We start from the raw sequence: 20,475 nt of genomic DNA on the forward strand, positions 1-20,475 counted from the left end.
TCCATGGCTGGTGCAGAGCGGCCATCAATGACGGTCGCGCCGGCTGCCTGCGGATTTTCACGTCTTGATGCTGTACGACCAAAGTGTCTTGCAGCTGCATTGAAAAATCAATTGATATTGTTAGGGTCTTTGCTGTGAGAAAATCTCACATTAATGTCGAGCACGGTCTTATCCAAAACCTGGTCCCAAGTCCGGGGGTTGTGCTCCTTTGAGGCTCCGATGGCCAAGCGTCTGCCTCCCCTGAATCCATTGCGGGCCTTCGAGGCGACGGCGCGCCATGCCTCGCTGACCAAGGCGGCGGCTGAGCTCAACGTCACCCACGGCGCCGTCAGCCATCAGATCAAGGCGCTCGAACAGTCGCTGGGCGTCAAGCTGTTCCAGCGCGCCGGTCAGCGGGTGAAGCTGACGCCGCACGGCGCCGAATTGCTGCCGGCGGTGTCGACTGCCTTCGACGGCATCGCCGCCGCCACGCAGCGCATGACAAGGCCGGCGAGCACCGGCGCCCTGTCGGTGTCCTGCGTGCCGGCACTGCTGCTGCTGTGGATGATCCCGCGGCTCGGCAGCTTCACCTCGCAGTATCCCGATATCAGGCTGACGCTGATCCCGTCGAATGATGCCAAGGACGTCCGCGCGCCACATATCGATATCTGCGTGCATTATGGCGATGGCAGCTGGACCGATTGCTGGATGCGCAAATGGTCGGGCCTCGAACTGTTCCCGGTGGTCAGCCCGACGCTGATCAACAACCGTCCGATCCGCACCGTGCGCGATCTCGCCGATCACGTCTTCCTGCACGGGGACGACGGCCGCGAATGGCACACCTGGCTGGCCGCCGCCGATGCGCTGGATCTGGAGCGCGGCCGCCGCCATCATCTCGGCGACGCGCGCATGGCGAGCGAGGCGGCGGTCCACGGCCATGGCGTGGCGCTGGGCGATACGGTGACAGCAAGCGGACTGCTTGCCAGGGGACTGCTGGTCGCGCCGTTCAGCCTGTCGGTGCCGGCGGTCGACGATTTCTATGTCGTCTGCCGCAACGAGATGAGGTCGGCGCCGATCGTGCAGCTGTTCATCGACTGGCTGTTTGCCGAAAAGGAGCAGGCCGACGGCCGCGCCGATGCGCCGGTGGCGGGCCGCATCGGCATCCGCAGGAAGCGTCCGGCGCTGAGGGTGATCGGCGCCAAGACCGCGCCCTGAAGTTGCTGCAGTCGACGCAGCGCGCTTCCCGCAGCCTTTTCTTTTTGTCGGGCCAGCCGGCAAAGCGGGAGGCGCATTCAAAAATTCAATGCTAAGAGGCATTTGAAGCAATTCCCGGAATAGTGCGCAGCGGCTTCCCGGGAAAAGCGCTAAACAAAAGCTAGGGCGAGCAGCGAAGGCGGCATCGAGACATGACCAAGACCGATATAGCGCGGCGCGTCTACAACCACACCTGGAAGCTCGACCCGATTGTCCGCAGCCTGCTCGACACCGATTTCTACAAGCTGCTGATGCTGCAGATGATCTGGGGCATGTATCCCAAGATCGACACCACCTTCTCGCTGATCAACCGCACCACCTCGGTTCGCCTTGCCGAGGAGATCGACGAGGCGGAACTGCGCGATCAGCTCGACCATGCCCGCACCTTGCGCTTCTCCAAGAAAGAAATGATCTGGCTTGGCGGCAACACCTTCTATGGCCGCAAGCAGATATTTGAACCGGAATTCCTCGCCTGGCTCGAGAATTTCCAGTTGCCGGAATACGCGCTTTCCAAGCGCGATGGCCAGTACGAGCTCACTTTCAGCGGTCCGTGGATGTACACGACGCTGTGGGAGATCCCGGCGCTGGCAATTATCAATGAACTTCGATCTCGCGCCGCCATGCGGGCGTTCGGGCCGTTTGCGCTCGACGTGCTCTATGCCCGCGCCAAGGCCAAGATGTGGGCCAAAACCGAGCGGCTGAAAGCGCTGCCGGATATCCGCATTTCGGATTTCGGCACCCGCCGCCGCCATTCCTTCCTGTGGCAGCGCTGGTGCGTCGAAGCGCTGAAGGAAGGCATCGGCGAGGCTTTCACCGGCACCTCCAACGTGCTTTTGGCCATGGACAACGACCTCGAGGCGCTCGGCACCAACGCGCATGAACTGCCGATGGTGTTCGCCGCGCTCGCCAATTCGGAAAAGGAAATGGAGCAGTCGCCCTACAAGGTGCTGCAGGACTGGCAGCGCTACTATGGCGGCAATCTGCTGATCGTGCTGCCGGACACCTTCGGCACCGCGGCGTTCCTGCGTGACGCGCCGGACTGGATCGCCGACTGGACCGGTTTTCGCCCCGACAGCGCGCCGCCGATCGAAGGCGGCGAAAAGATCCTTTCCTGGTGGCGCGGAAAGGGCAAGGACCCCAGACAGAAGCTGCTGATTTTCTCCGACGGGCTCGAGGTCGAGACCATCGAGGAAACCTACCGCCATTTCCACGGCAAGGTGCGCATGTCCTTCGGCTGGGGCACCAACCTGACCAATGATTTCGAGGGCTCCGCGCCGACCAAAACCAACCGGCTCGACGCCATCTCGCTTGTCTGCAAGGTCACCGAGGCCAATGGCCACCCGGCGGTCAAGCTCTCCGACAATCCCGCCAAGGCCACCGGCGACGAAAAAGAGATCGAGCGCTATTTGCGCATATTTGGCGAGAAGGACCGCGTGGAGCAGCTGGTCAAAGTGTGAGGGGCTGCGGATGGTTTCGCCTCGCCAAAAGGGAAATCTCGGATAGCGTGAGTTCCCGCCCACCCCCCTCTGTCCTGCCGGACATCTCCCCCGCAAGGGGGGAGATCGGCAGTTCGTTCGAACGGCGCCCTTCCTGCAACGTTGAAGATTGGCGAAAGCCGGCATGCCAGCCAATCTCCCCCCTTGCGGGGGAGATGTCCGGCAGGACAGAGGGGGGTGCGAACGATCACTGCGGGCGAGCATATTCTTTCTGGACGGGAGCTTTCATCTGTTCGGCTTTCATCGCATCACCTACCCCAGCCTTCGCCCATGCCTCCGATCGCGGCCACGTCCTGCTTCTGCCCACCGGTTACTACGTCGCCGGCGGCGCGCTTGCCGTTGCCGCCAGCTTCCTTGTCCTGGCGCTGCTGCCCTCAGACTTTCCTGCCCGCTTCTGGCGGCGGCGCCTGCCGCTGTTCGCATTCGGCGACGGCGCGCGGGCGGTCGTCAGCTTGATATCCTTTGCCGGCTTTGCAATTCTGATTGCGGCCGGCCTGTTCGGCAGCCGTGATCCGCTCTCCAACCCGCTGCCGCTGGCGATCTGGACGCTGCTCTGGGTTGGCCTGGTTTTGCTGCAGGGGCTGTTCGGCAATCTCTGGTCATGGCTCAACCCCTGGTACGGGCCCTGGCGTGTCATTTCCCGCCTGTTCGGCAATCGCAAGGTCGTCAATCGCAAGACATGGCGACCGCCTGCGTGGCTCGGCTGCTGGCCGGCTTTCGCGCTGTTCTTCGCCTTCGCCTGGTTCGAGTTGATCGACCCGGCGCCCGACGACCCGGCGCGGCTCGCCTGGGCCGCCGGCCTTTATTGGCTGCTGAGTTTTGCCGCCATGCTGGTGTTCGGCTACCGCGACTGGACCCGGCGCGGTGAGTTCCTGACCGTCTTCCTCGCCATGGTTGCGCGCTTCGCCCTGCTTGAGCGCGACGAAGGCAAGCGCAATGAAGGCAAGCGCAATGAAGGCGGGCGCAATGAAGTCGAGCGCAATGTAGTCGAGAGCAAGGAAGGCTGTCGGCTCAGTCTGTGCTGGCCGGGCGCCAAGCTCAGCAATGCCGCGCCGCTGTCGCTCAGCGGCATTGCTTTCCTGCTGCTGGCGCTGTCGTCGGTGTCGTTCGACGGCCTGTCCAAAACCTTCTTCTGGCTCGGCCTGTTCGGCATCAATCCGCTGGAAGTCCCGGGCCGCACGGCGGTGATCGGCATCGGCAGCTTCGGGCTCGTTTTGACGTTCGTCTTGCTTGCAGCCGCGTTCATCATTGCCATTGTCCTTGGCCAGCATCTTGCCGGCAGCCCGCATTCCCTCAGTCAGGCCGCAGGGCTGCTGGTCTGGTCGATCGTGCCGATCGCGCTCGCCTATCATGTTGCGCACTATCTGACGGCGCTGCTTGTCGATGGCCAATATGCGCTGGCCGCGCTTTCCGACCCGTTCACGCTGGGCTGGAACCTGTTCGGTACCGCCGACATGCCGATCGAAGCCGGCGTTGCTGCCGGCGCCGGCTCGGCATGGTGGCTGTGGAATTTCCAGGCCGGCGTCATCATCATTGGCCACATGCTCGCCGTGGTCGTCGCGCATGGCCTCGCCTGGCGATTGCATCCGCGTCCCGCCGGCGCCGCGCTCAGCCAGTTTCCGCTCACCGTGCTGATGATCGCCTATACGGTCTTCGGCCTGTGGTTGCTTGCCACGCCTTCGGTCGGGTGAGACAAAACCCGGCTTCGATGACGTCGATCAGTCCCGGGGGAAAGCTCGCTTGCCACGTCAGGGCTTTGATGATTTAGTTTGTACACATGCAATTTCGGCGCTCTTACCAAGAGTGGCCCGTCTCGCTACAGCCATTGGTCAAAACTCAAAAACAAGGGGAACTGCCGTGACTGACAAGAATGGGTTTTTCGATCTCTCCAAAACCGGTCTCACCCGCCGCACCGCGCTCAAGGGGTTGGCCGCGGGCGCCGGTCTTGCCGTCGCGCCTGGGTTCGTGCGCTACAGCCAGGCGCAAAGCTCGGCGCCGATAAAGATCGGCTTCCAGTGCCACCGCACCGGCATCGGCGCCGCCTATGGCCGCTGGTACGAGCGGACCACCGCAGCCGCGGTCAAGGCGATCAACGAAGCCGGCGGCATCAACGGCCGGCCGGTCGAGGTGATCATCGAGGATGACGGCACCGATCCCGGCCGCGGCGCTGAAGTGGTCGGCAAGTTCGCCACCCAGCACAAGACCGACATCGTCTACGGCACGCTGTTTTCGCATGTCGTCATCGGCTCGGCGCCGGCCGCCGGCGAGGCCAAGATGCCCTATTTTGTCGTCAGCGAAGGCCACCACGTCGCCTCGACCAAGCTCAACCGCTACGTCTTCCAGCCCGGCATCACCGACGTGAAGAGCCAGATCCAGGCGATGGCGCCGTGGATCGCGGCGAATGCCGGCAAGAAGGTGACGCAGATTTTCCCCGATTTCGCCTTCGGCTACGACCATCGCGACTACCTGCCGCCGGCGCTGAAGGCGCAGGGCGCCGAGGTCATCGCCCAGATCGCCATCCCGCCGACGGAATCGTCCTTCACCAAATATTTTCCGCAGATCCCGGCCGAGACCGAGGTGATCTACCACGTCATGGTCGGGCCGGCGGTGCTTACCTTCGTCAAGGAACTCGGCGAATTCTACGGCTCCAGCCGGCCGCAGCTGTTCGGCTTCATCGATTCGCTCGAAGCCACCGACATCAACAGCCCCGGCCTCGAATTCCTCGACGGCAGCCATTTCTGGGAAGGCTCGCCGCGCTACGCGCAGCCCGATGATTCTGCCGCGCAGAAGGCCTATCGCGCCGCCGTCGGCATCGACGACAATGGCGCTGCCGTCGGCGATCCGAAGGACGTCTCCACCGCCGCGCACATGTTCGGCTGCTGGGAAACGCTCTATGTCGTGAAAAAGGCGATGGAGGATGCCGGCTACAAGGGCCCGGAAGACCGTGCCAAGCTGGTCGAGGCGACCGAGGCCTTGACCGAGTTCGCCGAGGGCCCCGAGCATCCGCAAGGGCCGAAGACCTTCAACGGCAAGATCCACCAGTGTTTTGGCATCCAGAACATCTCCAAGGTCGAAGGCGGCCGGCTGAACGTCGTCCACAAGACCAAGATCGAGGACGGCCTCTACGAACCGGAAGGGGATTACACGACGCAGCCGCTCTAGGCTGCTCCCGCAAACGTGAGCGTCAAGCTGCCCCCCTCTGTCCTGCCGGACATCTCCCCCTCAAGGGGGGAGATTGGCTGTCATGACTTCTTTCGCCAATCACCAAGGACGGTGAGTGGCCGCCTTCGTACGAACTGCCAATCTCCCCCCTTGAGGGGGAGATGGCCGGCAGGCCAGAGGGGGGTGCACCTGGCACCTGCCAGCGTATAGCCGATGCACTTTGGACCTCATCTTCTCCTCGCTGCCCTCGAAGGCCTCGTCACCTCCGCCGTGCTGGCGCTGACGGCGCTTGGCCTGTCGCTGGTGTTCGGCGTCATGCGCGTCGTAAATGTCGCCCATGGCGAGTTCTTCATGCTCGGCGCGGTGCTTGCCTGGGCGATCTCCACGGCGATATCAGGCCATCCGGCGCTCGGCTTCCTCGCAGCCCTGGTGCTGGCGCCGCTGATCGTCGGCCTGATCGCGCTGGTCTCCGAACGGCTGGTGCTGCGCCGGCTGAATTACAATCCGGAAGCCACCATCGTCGCCACCATCGGCATGCTCTACATCATCCAGCAACTGGCGCTGACCTTTTATGGTCCGGAGGCACGGCCAGTGGAGCCGCCCTTCAGCTACCGCATCCTTTTGCCGTGGTTCGGCTACTCCGGCTACAAGCTGTCGATCATCGCCGCATCCGCGCTTCTGCTGGTGGCGACCTGGTTCGTGCTGACGCGTACGAGAATCGGCCTCGTCATGCGCGCCACGCAATATGACAGCGAAACGGCGCAGGCCTTTGGCATTCCGGTCGACCGCGTCTATGCCGGCGTCTTCGCGCTCGGCGCCATGCTGGCGGCGGTGGCCGCGGTGCTGATCGTGCCGATCAGCCAGGCGCATTACCTGATGGGACAGGACCCGCTGCTGCTGTCCTTCATCGTCGTCATCATCGGCGGCCTCGGCTCGCTGCGCGGAACCGTCGTCGCCGCCGTGCTCATCGGCCTGTCGGACGGCATCATATCGGTGTTCTTCTCGCCGACGCTGGCCAAGATCATCGCCACGCTGCTGGTGGCCATGGTGCTGGTGTTCCGGCCGCAAGGCCTGTTCGGGACGGCATCGCGATGAAGGAGGCTTCACCGTCAAAAGCCTATGCTTTGCATCTGGGCGTCATCGTCCTGCTGTTCGCCCTAAGCTTCGTCCTGCCGGAATATCACCACGGGCTGCTCGCCCGCATCATGGTGCTGGCGGTTTTCGCCATGGGCTACAACCTGCTGTTCGGCTATGTCGGGTTGCTCAGCCTCGGCCACGCCATGTTCTTTTCGGCCGGGCTCTATGGCGCAGGCCTTGCCGTCATCCATCTCGGCTGGAGCGTGCCGGCCGCCTTCGCTGCGGGCCTTGCCTGCGGCGCGTTTCTCGCGCTGGTGATCGGGCTGCTGGCGCTGCGCACTTCCGGTGTCGCCTTCATGATCGTCACCATGATGTTCGCGCAGGTGTTCTATCTCATAATCCTTTATCTCGCGGCCTGGACCGGCGGCGATCAGGGCCTGGTGGTGCCGCAGTCGGCGCGTGTGCTTGTTTTGGGCGACACCTCGCTCGGCCTCACCAATCCGACCGTGCGCTACATGAGCGCGCTGGTCCTGTTCTCGATCGTGCTGCTGGTGACGCTCGGCATAGTCCGCTCCAGGTATGGCCGTGTGCTGGTCGCCATCCGCGAAAACGAGGAGCGGACCAAAATGCTCGGCTACGACATTTTTTCCAACAAGCTTGCCGCGGTCGTCGTCTCCGGCACCATCTGCGCGGCTTCGGGCGCCGCCTACGCGCTGCTGTTCGGTTATGTCGGCTCGACCTTCGCCTCGGTGCAATATTCCATCCTGCCGCTGCTCTGGGTGCTGCTCGGCGGTGCTGCCACCACGCTCGGTCCGCTGATTGGCACTCTGTTCATGTACTATGTCGTCGACGTCACCAGCGGCTACACCTCGGCCTATCTGCTGATCGTCGGCATCGCCCTCATCGCGCTGGTGCTGTTCTTTCCCAGGGGCATTCTCGGCACCATCCGCCAGCGCTGGCTCGGATGGCTGCCATGATGCCGCTGCTGACGACCAAAGGCCTGTCCCGCAATTTCGGCGGCCTGCGCGCCGTCGATGGTGTCGATTTCGCCCTCATGCCGGGCGAGATCCGCGCCGTCATCGGCCCCAATGGCGCCGGCAAGACCACCTTCGTCAGTCTGGTCAGCGGCCGCATCCAGCCGTCATCGGGCATGATCGTCTTCGACGGCGCCGACATTACCAACCTGCCGGCCTACGCCAGGGTCCGCCTTGGCATCGCCTACACCTTCCAGATCACCAGCGTCTTCGCCAACCTCACCGCCTACGACAATGTCGCGCTGCCGGTGCAGCGCACGCTGACCGACGGCCGCTCGAAAGGTGCTGTGCATGCCGGCGTCATGGCGGCGCTGGAGCGCACCGGCCTTGCCGACCGCGCCCACATGCCGGCCGGGCAATTGTCCTATGGCCATCAGCGCCTGCTCGAAGTGGCGATGGGGCTGGCGCTGAAACCGCGCCTGCTGATCCTCGACGAGCCGACGCAGGGGCTGGCCGACAGCGAGATCGACAATTTCATCGGGCTGGTGCGCGAGATCGCCAAAAGCGCCACCGTGCTGCTGATCGAGCACAACATGCCGGTGGTCATGCAGCTTGCCGACCGCATCACCGTCTTCAATGCCGGCAAGATCCTGGCCGAAGGCACGCCCGAGCAGGTCCGCGCCAATACGCAAGTGCAGGACGCCTATTTGGGGACGACCCCATGACGCAACCGCGGGCAGAAGCACTGACCATCTCCGGGCTCGACTGCTTCTATGGCGAGGTCCAGGTGCTCTACGGCCTCGGCCTCGTGCTGAGCAAGGGCGAGGTGCTTTGCCTGTTCGGCCGCAACGGCGCCGGCAAGACGACGACGCTGAAGGCGATCATGGGCCTCGTTCCTTCACGCGCCGGCTCGATCAGGCTCGACGGCAGGGAATTGACCGGCCTGCCGGCGCACGACGTGCCGAAGGCCGGCGTCGCCTATGTGCCGCAGGGCCGGCGGCTGTTCGCCGAGATGACGGTGGCCGAAAACATCGAGATCGGCCTGATGGCCCGCGGCAAGGGCAAGGCGACGCGCGAAAACGTGCTCGAGCTCTTCCCGCTGCTGCGCCAGCGGCTGAGACAACGCTCCGGCACGCTGTCGGGCGGCGAGCAGCAGATGCTGGCCATGGCTCGGGCCCTGTGTCTCGAGCCGCAGGTGCTTCTGCTCGACGAGCCGACCGAAGGGCTGATGCCGTCGATGATCGCAAAAATCCGCGAGACGGTAGCCAAGCTGCGTGTATCAGGCGTCTCGACGATCCTGGTCGAGCAGCGCGTCGATGCCGTGCTGTCCGTCGCCGACCGGGTCTCGTTCATCGAAAACGGCCGCAACCGCGAGACCGTCGATGTCGAGGAGCTTCGCGCCGATCCGTCGGCGGTCCGCCGCTATGTCGGCGTCGGCTGATCAGCCAAAGAACAGAAAACCCGCGATCAGGAATATCGGGACCAGCACCGCGCCTGACCATGCCATGTAGCCGAAGAAGCCCGGCATTTTTACGCCGCGATGCCTGGCAATGGCGTAAACCATGAAATTCGGTGCATTGCCGATATAGGTGTTGGCGCCCATGAACACCGCGCCGGCCGAGATCGCCGCCAGCGTCGAGGCGAAGGTGGTCATCAGATGCTGCGGATCGCCGCCGGCGAGCTCGAAGAACACCAGATAGGTCGGCGCATTGTCGAGGAAGGAAGACAGCGCTCCGGTCATCCAGAAATACGCCAGGTCGTTGGGTTCACCCGTTGGCGAACTGACCAGCGAGACCAGCGGCGCCAGCGCGCCGTCGGGGCCGGCTCTGAGAATGGCGATGACCGGCACGATGCAGATGAAGATGCCGGCGAACAGTTTCGCCACCTCTGATATCGGCTCCCAATGGAAGTTGTTCGCCTGCCTGTGGCTCTTGGACGAGACGCCGAGCGAAAGGAAGGCGAGCGCCAGGATGATCGCGTCGCGCACCAGGTTCTGCAATTCAAGGCTCACGCCCTGGACGGAGAAAGCCACGCCCGGCTTCCAGGTCGCGGAAAGCAGGATCGCGCCGATCACCCCGGCCAGCAGCGGGAAGTTGGCCAGGCCTCGAATGCGCACCTTGGTGTCCGGTGTCGGATCCTTGATCTTCGGCGCACCGGCCTCGCGGTGATGCAGGATGATGTCCATGGCAAGGAAGACGGCCAGCACCAGGCCGCCGACGAACAGTGTCTCCTGATAGAGATTGGCAGCGGTCCAGAAGAAATCGACGCCGCGCAGGAAGCCGACGAACAGCGGCGGATCGCCCAGCGGCGTCAGCGAGCCGCCGATGTTCGACACCAGGAAAATGAAGAAGATGACGACATGGACGTTGAACGGCCGGTTGTCGTTTGCGCGCAGGATCGGCCGGATCAGGATCATCGAGGCGCCGGTCGTGCCGATGACCGAGGCGAGCATCGCCCCGATCAGCAGCAGTCCGGCATTCACCAGCGGCGTGCCGTGGATGTTGCCGGCGACGAGGATGCCGCCCGAAATGGTGAACAGCGCAAACAGAAGAATGATGAACGACATGTATTCGGTGAGCAGCGCATGCAGCACCGCCTCTGCAGCCGAAGCCATGCCGAACGCCAGCGCCAGCGGCACGACCGCAAGCGCCGCCCAGAACAAGGTGATCTTGCCGTAGTGATGCTCCCAGACATGGTGGAAGAGCAATGGCCCGGTGGCGATCGACAGAAGCAGGCCGGCAAAGGGCAGCGCCCACCACAGCGACATTGTTTCGCCGGGCAATCCGTGGGCCTCGGCTGCAAGCACTGTTCCCGGAAACAGGGTTGCGACTGCCACCACAGCGCCCGCCGTCAAAGCCGCCGCAAACCGCATAATGCCCCCTCTGGAATTGTGTCGAATGCGATTGGTGATGTTCAAGCCAGCGTCACGCCGGCATCGCGCATTCGGTTCAGCATCGTCTCGAGTGAGCCATTGAGATCGATACCGCGGCAGGCGTCGAGCCGCACTGTCGTGTGAAAGCCGTGCTTGACCGCATCGAGCGCCGAGAAGGCGACGCAATAATCGGTCGCCAGGCCGACCAGGGTCAGCGTGTCGATGCCGCGCTCCTTGAGATAGCCGGCAAGGCCGGTCGGCGTCGCATGGTCGTTCTCGAAGAAAGCCGAGTAGCTGTCGATCTCCGGGCGGAAACCCTTGCGGATCACCAATTCGGCCCTGGTCCAGGCAAGGCCCGAATGGAAATCCGAACCCAGGCTGCCCTGGATGCAGTGGTCGGGCCACAGCGTCTGCGGGCCATAGGGCATCTCGATCGTTTCGAACGGCTGCTTGCCGGGATGATTGGAGGCAAAACTCGAATGGCCGGCGGGATGCCAGTCCTGCGTCAGCACGACATGTTCGGTCCGCCGGATCAGGTCGTTGACCAGCGGCACGATCTCGTCGCCGCCGGCCACCGCCAGCGCGCCGCCCGGACAGAAATCGTTCTGCAGGTCGATGATGACAAGCGCTTCGTCGGCCATGGAGCCTCCCTCTTGTTTGTCCCGGAGGCATGAAGTCTGCCGAAACGTGGAATCCGGTGTTCGAACCCGCCGAAAATGCCGCTGACGCAACGGATGCAGAAACTTGACCAGATGGCCGGCTGCGTCAACTCCAACGGCATAACAAATGCATGCCGTCGCGCCGATGCGGGCGCCGGCGCAAAACTCTGGCTTTGACAATTCCTGCCGGCTTGATATCATTTGCATACGAATGAATTTGACCGGCTCGGAGGCCGGTAGGTCCGTCGGCAACCCTTATTTTAGGGAAGGCAAGCGTGATCCGTTACGCGAAACCCACCACGGTCGACGAGGCGCTCGCTTTGCTTGGCGAGGTTCCGTGGCGCATCCTTGCCGGCGGCACCGATTTCTATCCGGCACAAGGAGCTAAGCCTTTCCGCGACAATGTCCTCGATATCAACGGCCTGGTGACGCTGCGCGGTATTGCTGAGACCGACAGCCATTGGCTCATCGGCGCGCGCACGACCTGGACCGATCTTGTCCGTCATCCGCTGCCGGCGGCCTTCGACGCGCTGAAGCAGGCGGCGCGGGAAGTCGGCTCCGTCCAGATCCAGAACGTCGCCTCCATCGCCGGCAATCTCTGCAACGCCTCCCCGGCGGCCGACGGCGTGCCGGCGCTGCTCGTCCTCGACGCCGAGGTCGAACTGCGCGCGGTGGCGATGGTCCGCCATCTGCCGCTGGAAAAATTCATCCTGGGGAACCGCCGCACGGAACTGCAGCCGGGCGAAATGGTCACCGCCATCCGCGTGCCGAAGAACGCGGCCACCGGCACGTCGGTTTTCGAAAAACTCGGCGCGCGCCGCTATCTCGTCATTTCTATAGCCATGGCGGCGGCTCGCTTGACCATTGAGGATGGCATCGTCGCCAACGCCGCCGTCGCCGTCGGCTCCTGTTCGGCGGTCGCCAGGCGTCTTGCAAGTGTCGAAGCAGCTTTGCGCGGCCTCCCGGTCAACGACGCTCTCATCGCTGCGATCCAGTCCGCACCGATGGATGAGCTTTCGCCGATCGACGACGTGCGCGGCAGCGCCGAATACCGGCTGGACGCCGCTCGCGAGATCGTCGCCCGCGCCGTTCTCGGTGCCGCGGGTCACGCGTCGGTCGAGAAGGTAGCGGCGGCATGAGCCAAGCTCAACCTGGCATGACCAAAACTCAGCCTGGCATGAGCGGAGCTCAGCCTGGCATGAGCATGGAGCGCGCCGACATCGCCTTCGAGGTCAACGGCGCCGCCGTCTCTGTCTGCGTGCCGCCGGTTCGCCGTCTCTCTTCGGTGCTGCGTGACGAATTGCGGCTGACCGGCACCAAGGTCGGCTGCGACGCCGGCGACTGTGGCGCCTGCACGGTGCTTGTCGACGGCGAACCTGTCTGCGCCTGCCTGATGTCTGCGGCTTCTGCCGCTGGCACCGTGGTGACCACGGTCGAGGGTCTCGCCAACGGCAGATTGTCGGCGCTGCAGGCCTCGTTTCTCGACCATGGCGCGGCGCAATGCGGCATCTGCACACCCGGCCTGCTCATCGCGGCGACAGCGCTTCTGGACAGCAACCCCAATCCAACCGAGGCCGAAACCCTGGATGCCCTGGGCGGCGTCCTCTGCCGCTGCACCGGCTATCGCAAGATCGTCGCGGCGGTGATGGATGCGTCGCGCCATGCAGATGACCTCGACCATCGCATGCCGCAGTCCGGCCACGCCGTTGGTTCATCCCCGATCAGGCTCGACGGCCTGCCGAAAGTCACCGGCGGCGAAAAATTCGGCGGCGATTCCTTCCCGGCCGATGCGCTGGCGGTGCTGGTGTTCCGCTCGCCGCATCATCACGCCCGCTTCGCCTTCGGCGATCTCGACGCCTGGGTGAAAGTCCATCCCGGCATCGTTGGCGTCTTCACCGCTGCCGACATCCCGGGAAAGAACTGCTTCGGCGTCATTGCGCCTTTTGCCGACCAGCCGGCGCTGGCCGAAGATTTTTCGCGCTTTCGCGGCGAGGCGGTGGCGCTGGTTGCCGGCGAGCGCGAGGCCATCCTCGATCTCGACCTTGCGGATTTTCCTGTTCGTTGGACCGAGTTGCCGCCTGTCATGCAGCCATGCGAGGCGCAAGCCGGCGGTGTGCAGTTGATCCACGAGAACCGGCCGGCAAACCTGCTCACATCAGGCTTTGTCGAGCGTGGTGACCCCGACGCCGCCCTTGCCGGCGCTACGTTCACTGTTTCCGGCGCCATCGACACGTCCTATGTCGAGCACGCCTATATCGAGCCGGAAGCCGGCTATGCCTATATGGACGGCGACACGCTGGTCGTCGTTGCCTGCACGCAGGCGCCCTATATGGATCGCGACGACGTCGCAAAAGTGCTTGGCCTTGCCGTCGACAAGGTGCGGATCGTGCCGACCGCCACCGGCGGCGGCTTCGGCTCCAAGCTCGACGTTTCGTTGCAGCCGCTGATCGGTCTGGTCGCGATGAAGACGGGGCGGCCGGCGGCACTCGCCTATACCCGTCATGAATCGATGATCTCGACCACCAAGCGTCATCCCGCCGAGATGAAGGCGACGATCGGCGCCGATGCCGATGGCCGCGTCACCGGCATGGTCTTCGCAGGCGATTTCAACACCGGCGCCTATGCGAGTTGGGGACCGACCGTCGCCAACCGCGTGCCGGTGCACGCCTCCGGTCCCTATGCGACGCCGAACTATCGGGCCGAGGGCCGCGCCATCCACACGAATGGGCCGATCTCCGGCGCCTTCCGCGGTTTCGGCGTGCCGCAGGCGACGATCATGCAGGAGACGCTCTATGACGAGCTTGCCGAAAAGCTTGGGCTGGACCGGCTCGATTTTCGCCTGAAAAACTGCCTTCGTAACGGCTCCGAAACGGTCACCGGCCAGAGGCTGGAATCGGGCGTCGGCATCGCCGACTGCCTTGAAGCGCTGCGGCCGCATTGGATGCGTGCGCTTGTCGATGCCGTTGCGTTCAACAGTGCCAATGACAGCAGGAAACGCGGCGTCGGTGTCGCCTCCTGCTGGTATGGCTGCGGCAACACCTCGCTGCCCAATCCGTCGACCATCAGGGTCGGCATCTCGGCTGAAGGCGATGTCATCCTGCATCAGGGCGCGGTCGATATCGGGCAAGGTTCGAACACGGTCATTGCCCAGATCTGTGCCGACGCGGTCGGCCTGCCGCTCGAAAAATTCCGCTTGAAAAGCGCCGACACGGCGATCACGCCGGACGCCGGCAAGACGTCGGCCTCGCGCCAGACCTTCGTGACCGGCAAGGCCGCCGAAAAAGCCGGTCGCGCCTTGCGCGAGACGATGCTGCGCTTCGCCAATGTGTCGGAAAAAGCGGCGATCGCTCTCGATGGCGCAAGCCTGATCATCCGCGAGGGCGAAGCGACACGGCATATCGATTTGTCCACGTTGAAGGCCGATGCCGACGGCTTGGTCTTTCGCGCTGAGGAAAGCTATGACCCGCCGACCCTGCCGCTCGACGCCAGGGGCCAGGGCAAGCCTTACGCCGTCTATGGCTACGGCGCGCAGATCGCCGAACTGGAGGTCGACCTCAAGCTCGGCACGGTCAAGCTGATCAAGATCACCGCCGCGCATGATGTCGGCAAGGCGATCAATCCTCTGCTTGCCGAAGGCCAGATCGAAGGCGGCATCGCGCAAGGCATCGGCATGGCGCTGATGGAGGAATACATCCCCGGCCGCACCGAGAATCTGCACGACTACCTGATCCCGACGATCGGCGACGTGCCGCCGATCGAGACCATCCTGATTGAAGTTCCGGATCCGGAAGGACCCTTTGGCGCCAAGGGCCTGGGCGAGCATGTGCTGATCCCGACGGCACCGGCGATCCTCAATGCCATCCGCCATGCCACCGGTGTCCTGGTCAGCAAAATTCCGGCGACGCCGACCCGAATCCGCGCCGCGATACGCGACAAGGAGGCACGCCGATGAGCGAGCTTGCCGAACGCTTCGAGACGCATGATCCCGGCGAGAAGCAGGTGGCGGAAAAGATCCGCTGCGATGCCTGCCCGGTCATGTGCTACATAGCAGACGGCCGCACCGGCGCCTGCGACCGCTACGGCAATGTCGGCGGCAGGATCGTGCGGATGGATCCGCTGACCATCCTCGACCACGCGACCGAGGCCGGCGGCGCGGTCGTGCCGTTTGTCGCCGAGGGCGAAGAATGGGACGGCGAGCTGTTCAACACCGGCCGCCGCTTCGTCACCGCGATCGGCGCCGGCACCACCTATCCCGACTACAAGCCGGCGCCTTTCATCGTCAGCCAGGAGGTCGAAGGTGTCGATCTCGTCACCGTCGTCACCGAGGGCATCTTCTCCTACTGCGGCGTCAAGGTGAAGATCGACACCGACCGGCATATCGGCCCCGAAACGGCGACGGTCCGCGCGGCGGGCGAGGCGATCGGCCATGTCACGACAGGCGAATACGGCTCGCAGATGCTGTCGCTGGGCGGCGTGCATCATCTGACCGGCGGATCCAAGGCCGAAGGTCGCGCCACCTGCGATGCGCTGCTCAATCTATGCAACCGCAAGCCGGTCGAACTCACCATCGACGGCGGTGCCACGGTCATCGTCGAAGCCGGTAAGCCGCCGGTCATCGACGGTCAGCTTGAACAGCGGATGCGGGTCGGTTGCGGCTCGGCCACCATCGGCATGTTCGCCACCCAGTGGCGCGGCCTGGTCGACGAGGTGGTGGTGGTCGACGACCACATCACCGGCGTCGTTTCCGAGCATCAGGCAGGCAAGGTGCTCGGCTGGCAGGACACGGGGATAAAAATCATCGGCCGCCGTTCGACGCCGGGCCGCTATTTCAAGGTGTCGGAGCCCGGCCTCGGCTGGGGCGGCACCAGCATTTCCGACCCGCTGTCGATCCTTGGCGAATGGAATGCGAAGAAGGGCGCGCGTCCCGGCCTGTCGCTGCTGATGGTCTCGACCACCGGCGAGCAGTTCGCCTACTACGAGCTCGACGACGCCTTGAAGCCGGTGCAGAAACCGTTCCCCGAGCGGCTGCAGAAATCCGTCGGCCTGATCGAGGACAATTGCGAGCCGGCGCTGTGCACCGTGCTGTTCGTCGGCGGCGCCGGCGGCTCGCTGCGTGCCGGCGTCACCGAGAACCCGGTCAATCTGACCCGCTCGGTGCAGGGCCTGACGACCTATGTGACGGTCGGCGGCGCGCCGGTCTATGTCTGGCCGGGCGGCGGCATCACGCTGATGGTCGACGTCACCCGCGTGCCGGAAGGCGCCTTCGGCTATGTGCCGACGCCGGCGCTGGTGGCGCCGATCGAGTTCACCCTGCGCCGCGACGATTATATCAGGCTCGGCGGCTACGAAGCCGAGATCCGCAGCGTTGACGACATTCTCGCCAAAGGCGGCGAGTATCTCAACCCGCGCCGCGGCACGGGCGCGCCGGCCAGCAACCCATGGCCGCCGCTGGCGCAGTTGCGGCGCGCAGCGGCAGACGGGGCAAAGTAGTGATGAACGGCCCGCAGGCGTATTGGCTTGAGGACGGCAGGCGGCTGCATCTCAATCATGGCCCGATCGACCTGATCGTCGAGGCATTTGGCGATGCGGGCGAATGCCGCGCCGCCTATGGCCAGGCGGTGGCGCGGTTTCAAACAATCCTGCAGGAGCTCGTCGACGAACTGCCGGAACTGCGCCGGCCGGCCTCGTCGCGGTCCCGTGCTTTCGCTGGCCCGACGGCGCGACGCATGGAAGCGGCGGTTGTTCCGCTGGCGAAACAATTCATCACGCCGATGGCTGCGGTCGCCGGTTCGGTAGCCGACGAAATGCTTGGCGCGCTGCTGGCCGGCCGCCGGCTCGATCGCGCCTATGTCAACAATGGCGGCGACAGCGCGATCCATCTCGGCAAAGGCCGGTCCATGACGCTTGCCATTGCCGGGACAGGTCATGGACTGGCAGACCGTATCACGATCCGTGCCGAAGACGGGATCCGCGGCATCGCGACAAGCGGCTGGCGCGGCCGTTCCTTTTCGCTCGGCATCGCCGACGCTGTTACCGTACTGGCGCGGACCAGTGCTGAAGCCGATGCCGCCGCGACCCTGATCGCCAACGCCGTCGACCTGCCCGGTCATCGCGCCATCGAGCGCATGCCGGCGCGCGATCTGGCGCCCGACAGCGACCTTGGCGATCGCCTGGTCACCCAGGGCGTCGGCGCGCTTTCATCAGGCGAAATCGCCGTCGCGCTGGACCACGGCCTCGCCGTGGCCGAAGAGTTTCGGCGACTTGGCCTGATTGCCGCTTCAGCCTTGTTCCTTGCCGGTCAGGCACGGATCGCCGGCCCCATGGCGCTCGTTGCGCCCAACGAGAAATCAAGGAAGGAAATTGCCCATGCCTGAGTTTGCGATCCGCAAGATTGCGGTGCTGACCGAGGAGATATTTCATGAGGGCGGGCCGGTGGCGAAGGTGCCGCGCCGCCGCGCCGCCGCCATGGCGGTGGTGAACAACCCATTCGCCGGCCGCTACGTGGAAGACCTGCAGAGCGCCATGGACGATCTGAAGCCGCTCGGGCTGCTGCTCTCGGACAAACTGATCGCCGCATTGGGCGGCGACGTGAAACAGATCGATGGCTACGGCAAGGGCGCCATCGTCGGTATCGCCGGCGAACTGGAGCATGGCGCGCTGTGGCATGTGCCTGGCGGCTATGCCATGCGCGAGCGGCTCGGCGACGCCAAGGCGATCGTGCCGTCGGCAAAGAAGGTCGGCGCCTTCGGCGCGCGGCTCGACGTGCCGCTCGGCCATATCAACGCCGCCTATGTGCGCAGTCATTTCGATGCCATGGAGGTCGGCATCAGCGACGGGCCTCGTGCCGACGAGATCCTGTTCTGCCTCGCCATGACCTGCGGCCCGCGCGTGCACGACCGCATGGGCGGTCTCGCGGCAAAGGACATCAAGGCATGGGACGGACTGCGGTGAGCGCCGAAGACATCAAGCTCAAGCTGGTCGAGGCCGAGGAGCCCGACGAGAACGATTACCGCCTGCAGGAGCAGGTCGGCTTCATCCTGCGCAAGGCGCACCAGCGCCATGTCTCGATCTTCGCCGCGCACATTGCCGACCTGACGCCGCCGCAATTCGCCGCGCTGGCCAAGTTGCACGATGTCGGCGAGACCTCGCAGAACCAGCTTGGCAGCCTGATCGCCATGGACGCGGCGACGGTAAAAGGTGTCATCGACCGGCTCAAGGCGCGCGGCCTGGTCGAGCTTTCCAAGCATGAGGTCGACAAAAGGCGCCTGCTGGTCAATTTGACCGCGGAAGGCCGCAAGGCCGTCGAGCGGCTGATCCCGATCGCCCGCGAGATCACCGAGGAAACGCTGGCGCCGCTTTCATCCAAGGAGGCGGCGATTTTCATGAGGCTGTTGGCCAAGCTGGCGTGAGCGCGGCCTTGGTCAGCCTAGGCCGTAAGAGTCCGCGTTTTCGGATACCTGGCCGAGCCAGCTTGTTCGGTCTGCGCTGCCCCTCATTGCCCTGCCGGGCATTTCTCCCCGTATAGTGACGGGGAGAAAGAAGCCGCCACCGATGGTTTCGCCAATCGCCAGCGTTGAAAAAAGGGTGCAGCGTTTCGGTCAGTCACCTTCTCGCCGTCACTATAGGGGAGAAGGTGCCGGCAGGCGGATGAGGGGCAGCGCCATGCCGCGTCCCTCAAGCGCCCTCACCGGCGACACGCCTCAGAGCCCGTGCTCCTTCAGGATTTGGGCGGCATTTTCCTTGGTGATCTTCTGCGTCGGCAGCGTTATGGTCCTTTCGACCTTCTCGCCGTTCAGGAACTTGATCGCCTGCCGCAGCCCTTCGGCGCCCGGCGTCACATAGGTGAACGTCGCCGTCAGCTCGCCATTGGCAACAAGCTGCACGCCTTCATTGGGCAGGCCGTCGATGCCGATGAACTTGATGTCCTTCTCGCGGCCGACATCCTTGGCGGCAAGATAGGCGCCGTAGGCCATCGGATCGTTGTGACCATAGACGAGGTCGATCTTCTCGTTGTTGCGCAGTGCCGTGGCCATGATGTTGTAGGCCTGGTCCTGCTTCCAGTCGCCCGACTGTTGGTCGAGCAAATATTTTATGCCCGGCTCCTTGTCGGTGAATTCATGGAAGCCGTCATGGCGGTCATGTGCCGGCTGGGTGCCCATGCCGCCCCAGATCTCGACGACATTGCCTGATGCCTTGCCCTTGCCGCCGAGCAATTCGACCGCGTATTCACCGGCAGCCCGGCCGATCAGCTTGTTGTCGCCGCCGACGAACTGCGTGTAGTCTTTGGTTTCGACATTGCGGTCGAGGACGAAGACCGGGATCTTGGCGTCGATCGCCTGCTGCACGACACCGGTCAACCCGGCGGATTCCTTCGGTGACACCAGCAGCGCATCGACTTCCTGGCGGATCAGGTTTTCGACATCGGCGACCTGCTTTTCCGTCTTGTCCTCGCCGTCGGTGACGATCAGCTCGACTTCCGGATGCTTGGCGGCCTCAGCCAGGATGTCCTTGTTGAACTGGGCGCGCCACGGCTCGATGGTCGTCACCTGCGAGAAGCCGATCTTCCACTTCTTGTCCTGTGCGTAGGCGTTGCCGCTGGCCAAAAGCGCGGTCGTGGTCAGCAGTGCCGCGGTGACAGCTGCAAGCTTCAACAATTCACGTCGTTTCATTTCTTGTTTCCTCCAAGATTTAGAGACGGGGTCTCTTTTGACGGCCGCTTTGCTGCGGTCGTTTCCTTGTGCGCCGCTTTTCCGCCAGGCAGGCGCAGATAGTAGAGAAGATCAACGGCATTGCGCTCCTGGACGAGCACGGTGCCGATGATGATCATCCCCTTCAGCACGAGCTGAAGGTTCGAATTGATGTTGTGCAATTGCAGGATGTTCGAGAGCAGCCCGAAGATCAGCACGCCGCAGAATGTGCCGATCAGGCTGCCGCGCCCGCCCATCAGGCTGGTGCCGCCGATGACCACGGCGGCGATGGCATCGAGCTCCAGCCCGGCGCCG

At 64.1% G+C, this 20,475-nt stretch carries 18 protein-coding genes; 14 read left to right on the plus strand and 4 right to left on the minus strand.

Annotation, left to right across the window (positions count from 1 at the left end; all coding sequences use genetic code 11):
• Positions 1 to 219: 219 nt before the first annotated feature.
• The 8 genes from gcvA (at position 220) to AC0L18_RS27950 (ending at position 9,383) form a co-directional block, all read left to right on the plus strand.
• Positions 220 to 1,194, plus strand: coding sequence for a transcriptional regulator GcvA (gcvA, locus tag AC0L18_RS27915; protein WP_236393237.1), 975 nt, complete (start codon positions 220 to 222; stop codon positions 1,192 to 1,194).
• Positions 1,195 to 1,385: 191 nt separating this feature from the next.
• Entirely contained in the window at positions 1,386 to 2,690 is a 1,305-nt protein-coding gene (gene pncB / locus AC0L18_RS27920; RefSeq protein ID WP_473495074.1) for a nicotinate phosphoribosyltransferase, read from the plus strand.
• Between the two features lie 194 nt (positions 2,691 to 2,884).
• A complete protein-coding gene (locus tag AC0L18_RS27925) occupies positions 2,885 to 4,420 on the plus strand; it encodes a hypothetical protein (protein ID WP_473495075.1) in 1,536 nt (511 codons plus the stop codon).
• Between the two features lie 166 nt (positions 4,421 to 4,586).
• Positions 4,587 to 5,891, plus strand: coding sequence for an ABC transporter substrate-binding protein (locus AC0L18_RS27930; protein WP_287071127.1), 1,305 nt, complete (start codon positions 4,587 to 4,589; stop codon positions 5,889 to 5,891).
• A gap of 213 nt (positions 5,892 to 6,104) precedes the next feature.
• Positions 6,105 to 6,986, plus strand: coding sequence for a branched-chain amino acid ABC transporter permease (locus AC0L18_RS27935; protein ID WP_091596321.1), 882 nt, complete (start codon positions 6,105 to 6,107; stop codon positions 6,984 to 6,986).
• Positions 6,983 to 7,945 carry a branched-chain amino acid ABC transporter permease gene (locus AC0L18_RS27940; protein ID WP_473495076.1) on the plus strand — a complete coding sequence of 321 codons (963 nt, stop codon included), beginning with the start codon at positions 6,983 to 6,985 and terminating at the stop codon, positions 7,943 to 7,945. The genes AC0L18_RS27935 and AC0L18_RS27940 overlap by 4 nt, the downstream gene beginning before the upstream one ends.
• Entirely contained in the window at positions 7,942 to 8,667 is a 726-nt protein-coding gene (locus AC0L18_RS27945; RefSeq protein WP_473495077.1) for an ABC transporter ATP-binding protein, read from the plus strand. Before AC0L18_RS27940 ends, AC0L18_RS27945 begins: the two co-directional genes overlap by 4 nt.
• On the plus strand, positions 8,664 to 9,383 hold the full coding sequence (locus AC0L18_RS27950; RefSeq protein WP_473495078.1) for an ABC transporter ATP-binding protein: 720 nt from the start codon (positions 8,664 to 8,666) through the stop codon (positions 9,381 to 9,383). Before AC0L18_RS27945 ends, AC0L18_RS27950 begins: the two co-directional genes overlap by 4 nt.
• On the opposite strand, the gene AC0L18_RS27955 is transcribed toward AC0L18_RS27950, so the two are convergent.
• Together AC0L18_RS27955 and pncA are read right to left on the minus strand one after the other, a co-directional pair.
• A complete protein-coding gene (locus tag AC0L18_RS27955; RefSeq protein ID WP_473495079.1) occupies positions 9,384 to 10,814 on the minus strand; it encodes a sodium:proton antiporter in 1,431 nt (476 codons plus the stop codon).
• A 41-nt stretch (positions 10,815 to 10,855) separates the two neighbouring features.
• Positions 10,856 to 11,455 carry a bifunctional nicotinamidase/pyrazinamidase gene (gene pncA / locus AC0L18_RS27960; RefSeq protein ID WP_091596328.1) on the minus strand — a complete coding sequence of 200 codons (600 nt, stop codon included), beginning with the start codon at positions 11,453 to 11,455 and terminating at the stop codon, positions 10,856 to 10,858.
• 293 nt (positions 11,456 to 11,748) lie between these two features.
• Here pncA and AC0L18_RS27965 point away from each other — a divergent pair, with 293 nt between their 5' ends.
• From AC0L18_RS27965 to AC0L18_RS27990, 6 genes are read left to right on the plus strand one after another with little or no spacing between them, the layout of a single operon-like run.
• The gene (locus tag AC0L18_RS27965; RefSeq protein WP_473495080.1) at positions 11,749 to 12,612 is read left to right on the plus strand and encodes an FAD binding domain-containing protein; all 864 of its coding nucleotides are present in this window, start codon (positions 11,749 to 11,751) and stop codon (positions 12,610 to 12,612) included.
• 59 nt (positions 12,613 to 12,671) lie between these two features.
• Positions 12,672 to 15,425 carry a molybdopterin-dependent oxidoreductase gene (locus AC0L18_RS27970; RefSeq protein ID WP_473495081.1) on the plus strand — a complete coding sequence of 918 codons (2,754 nt, stop codon included), beginning with the start codon at positions 12,672 to 12,674 and terminating at the stop codon, positions 15,423 to 15,425.
• Positions 15,422 to 16,963 carry a 6-hydroxynicotinate reductase gene (locus tag AC0L18_RS27975; RefSeq protein ID WP_473495082.1) on the plus strand — a complete coding sequence of 514 codons (1,542 nt, stop codon included), beginning with the start codon at positions 15,422 to 15,424 and terminating at the stop codon, positions 16,961 to 16,963. The genes AC0L18_RS27970 and AC0L18_RS27975 overlap by 4 nt, the downstream gene beginning before the upstream one ends.
• Before the next feature lie 2 nt (positions 16,964 to 16,965).
• Complete coding sequence (locus AC0L18_RS27980; protein ID WP_473495083.1) at positions 16,966 to 17,847, plus strand: UPF0280 family protein; 882 nt, start codon at positions 16,966 to 16,968, stop codon at positions 17,845 to 17,847.
• Complete coding sequence (locus AC0L18_RS27985) at positions 17,840 to 18,424, plus strand: amino acid synthesis family protein (protein WP_473495084.1); 585 nt, start codon at positions 17,840 to 17,842, stop codon at positions 18,422 to 18,424. The genes AC0L18_RS27980 and AC0L18_RS27985 overlap by 8 nt, the downstream gene beginning before the upstream one ends.
• Complete coding sequence (locus AC0L18_RS27990; protein WP_091596340.1) at positions 18,421 to 18,882, plus strand: MarR family winged helix-turn-helix transcriptional regulator; 462 nt, start codon at positions 18,421 to 18,423, stop codon at positions 18,880 to 18,882. The genes AC0L18_RS27985 and AC0L18_RS27990 overlap by 4 nt, the downstream gene beginning before the upstream one ends.
• 291 nt (positions 18,883 to 19,173) lie before the next feature.
• On the opposite strand, the gene AC0L18_RS27995 is transcribed toward AC0L18_RS27990, so the two are convergent.
• Entirely contained in the window at positions 19,174 to 20,142 is a 969-nt protein-coding gene (locus AC0L18_RS27995) for a substrate-binding domain-containing protein (protein WP_473495085.1), read from the minus strand.
• The coding region (locus AC0L18_RS28000; RefSeq protein ID WP_473495086.1) for an ABC transporter permease at positions 20,139 to 20,475 on the minus strand (337 nt) is incomplete at its 5' end. The genes AC0L18_RS27995 and AC0L18_RS28000, both read right to left, overlap by 4 nt.

Source organism: Mesorhizobium sp. WSM4819, from assembly GCF_055811215.1.

What these genes read in the sequence shown, in the direction of transcription:
- AC0L18_RS27935 (WP_091596321.1), top strand. Translation starts at nt 6,105, where the DNA reads ATGCACTTTGGACCTCATCTTCTCCTCGCTGCCCTCGAAGGCCTCGTC.
- AC0L18_RS27945 (WP_473495077.1), top strand. Translation starts at nt 7,942, where the DNA reads ATGATGCCGCTGCTGACGACCAAAGGCCTGTCCCGCAATTTCGGCGGC.
- AC0L18_RS27985 (WP_473495084.1), top strand. Translation starts at nt 17,840, where the DNA reads ATGCCTGAGTTTGCGATCCGCAAGATTGCGGTGCTGACCGAGGAGATA.
- AC0L18_RS27970 (WP_473495081.1), top strand. Translation starts at nt 12,672, where the DNA reads ATGAGCATGGAGCGCGCCGACATCGCCTTCGAGGTCAACGGCGCCGCC.
- gcvA (WP_236393237.1), top strand. Translation starts at nt 220, where the DNA reads ATGGCCAAGCGTCTGCCTCCCCTGAATCCATTGCGGGCCTTCGAGGCG.
- AC0L18_RS27925 (WP_473495075.1), top strand. Translation starts at nt 2,885, where the DNA reads ATGTCCGGCAGGACAGAGGGGGGTGCGAACGATCACTGCGGGCGAGCA.
- pncA (WP_091596328.1), bottom strand. Translation starts at nt 11,455, where the DNA reads ATGGCCGACGAAGCGCTTGTCATCATCGACCTGCAGAACGATTTCTGT.
- pncB (WP_473495074.1), top strand. Translation starts at nt 1,386, where the DNA reads ATGACCAAGACCGATATAGCGCGGCGCGTCTACAACCACACCTGGAAG.
- AC0L18_RS27995 (WP_473495085.1), bottom strand. Translation starts at nt 20,142, where the DNA reads ATGAAACGACGTGAATTGTTGAAGCTTGCAGCTGTCACCGCGGCACTG.
- AC0L18_RS27980 (WP_473495083.1), top strand. Translation starts at nt 16,966, where the DNA reads ATGAACGGCCCGCAGGCGTATTGGCTTGAGGACGGCAGGCGGCTGCAT.
- AC0L18_RS27975 (WP_473495082.1), top strand. Translation starts at nt 15,422, where the DNA reads ATGAGCGAGCTTGCCGAACGCTTCGAGACGCATGATCCCGGCGAGAAG.
- AC0L18_RS27940 (WP_473495076.1), top strand. Translation starts at nt 6,983, where the DNA reads ATGAAGGAGGCTTCACCGTCAAAAGCCTATGCTTTGCATCTGGGCGTC.
- AC0L18_RS27955 (WP_473495079.1), bottom strand. Translation starts at nt 10,814, where the DNA reads ATGCGGTTTGCGGCGGCTTTGACGGCGGGCGCTGTGGTGGCAGTCGCA.
- AC0L18_RS27950 (WP_473495078.1), top strand. Translation starts at nt 8,664, where the DNA reads ATGACGCAACCGCGGGCAGAAGCACTGACCATCTCCGGGCTCGACTGC.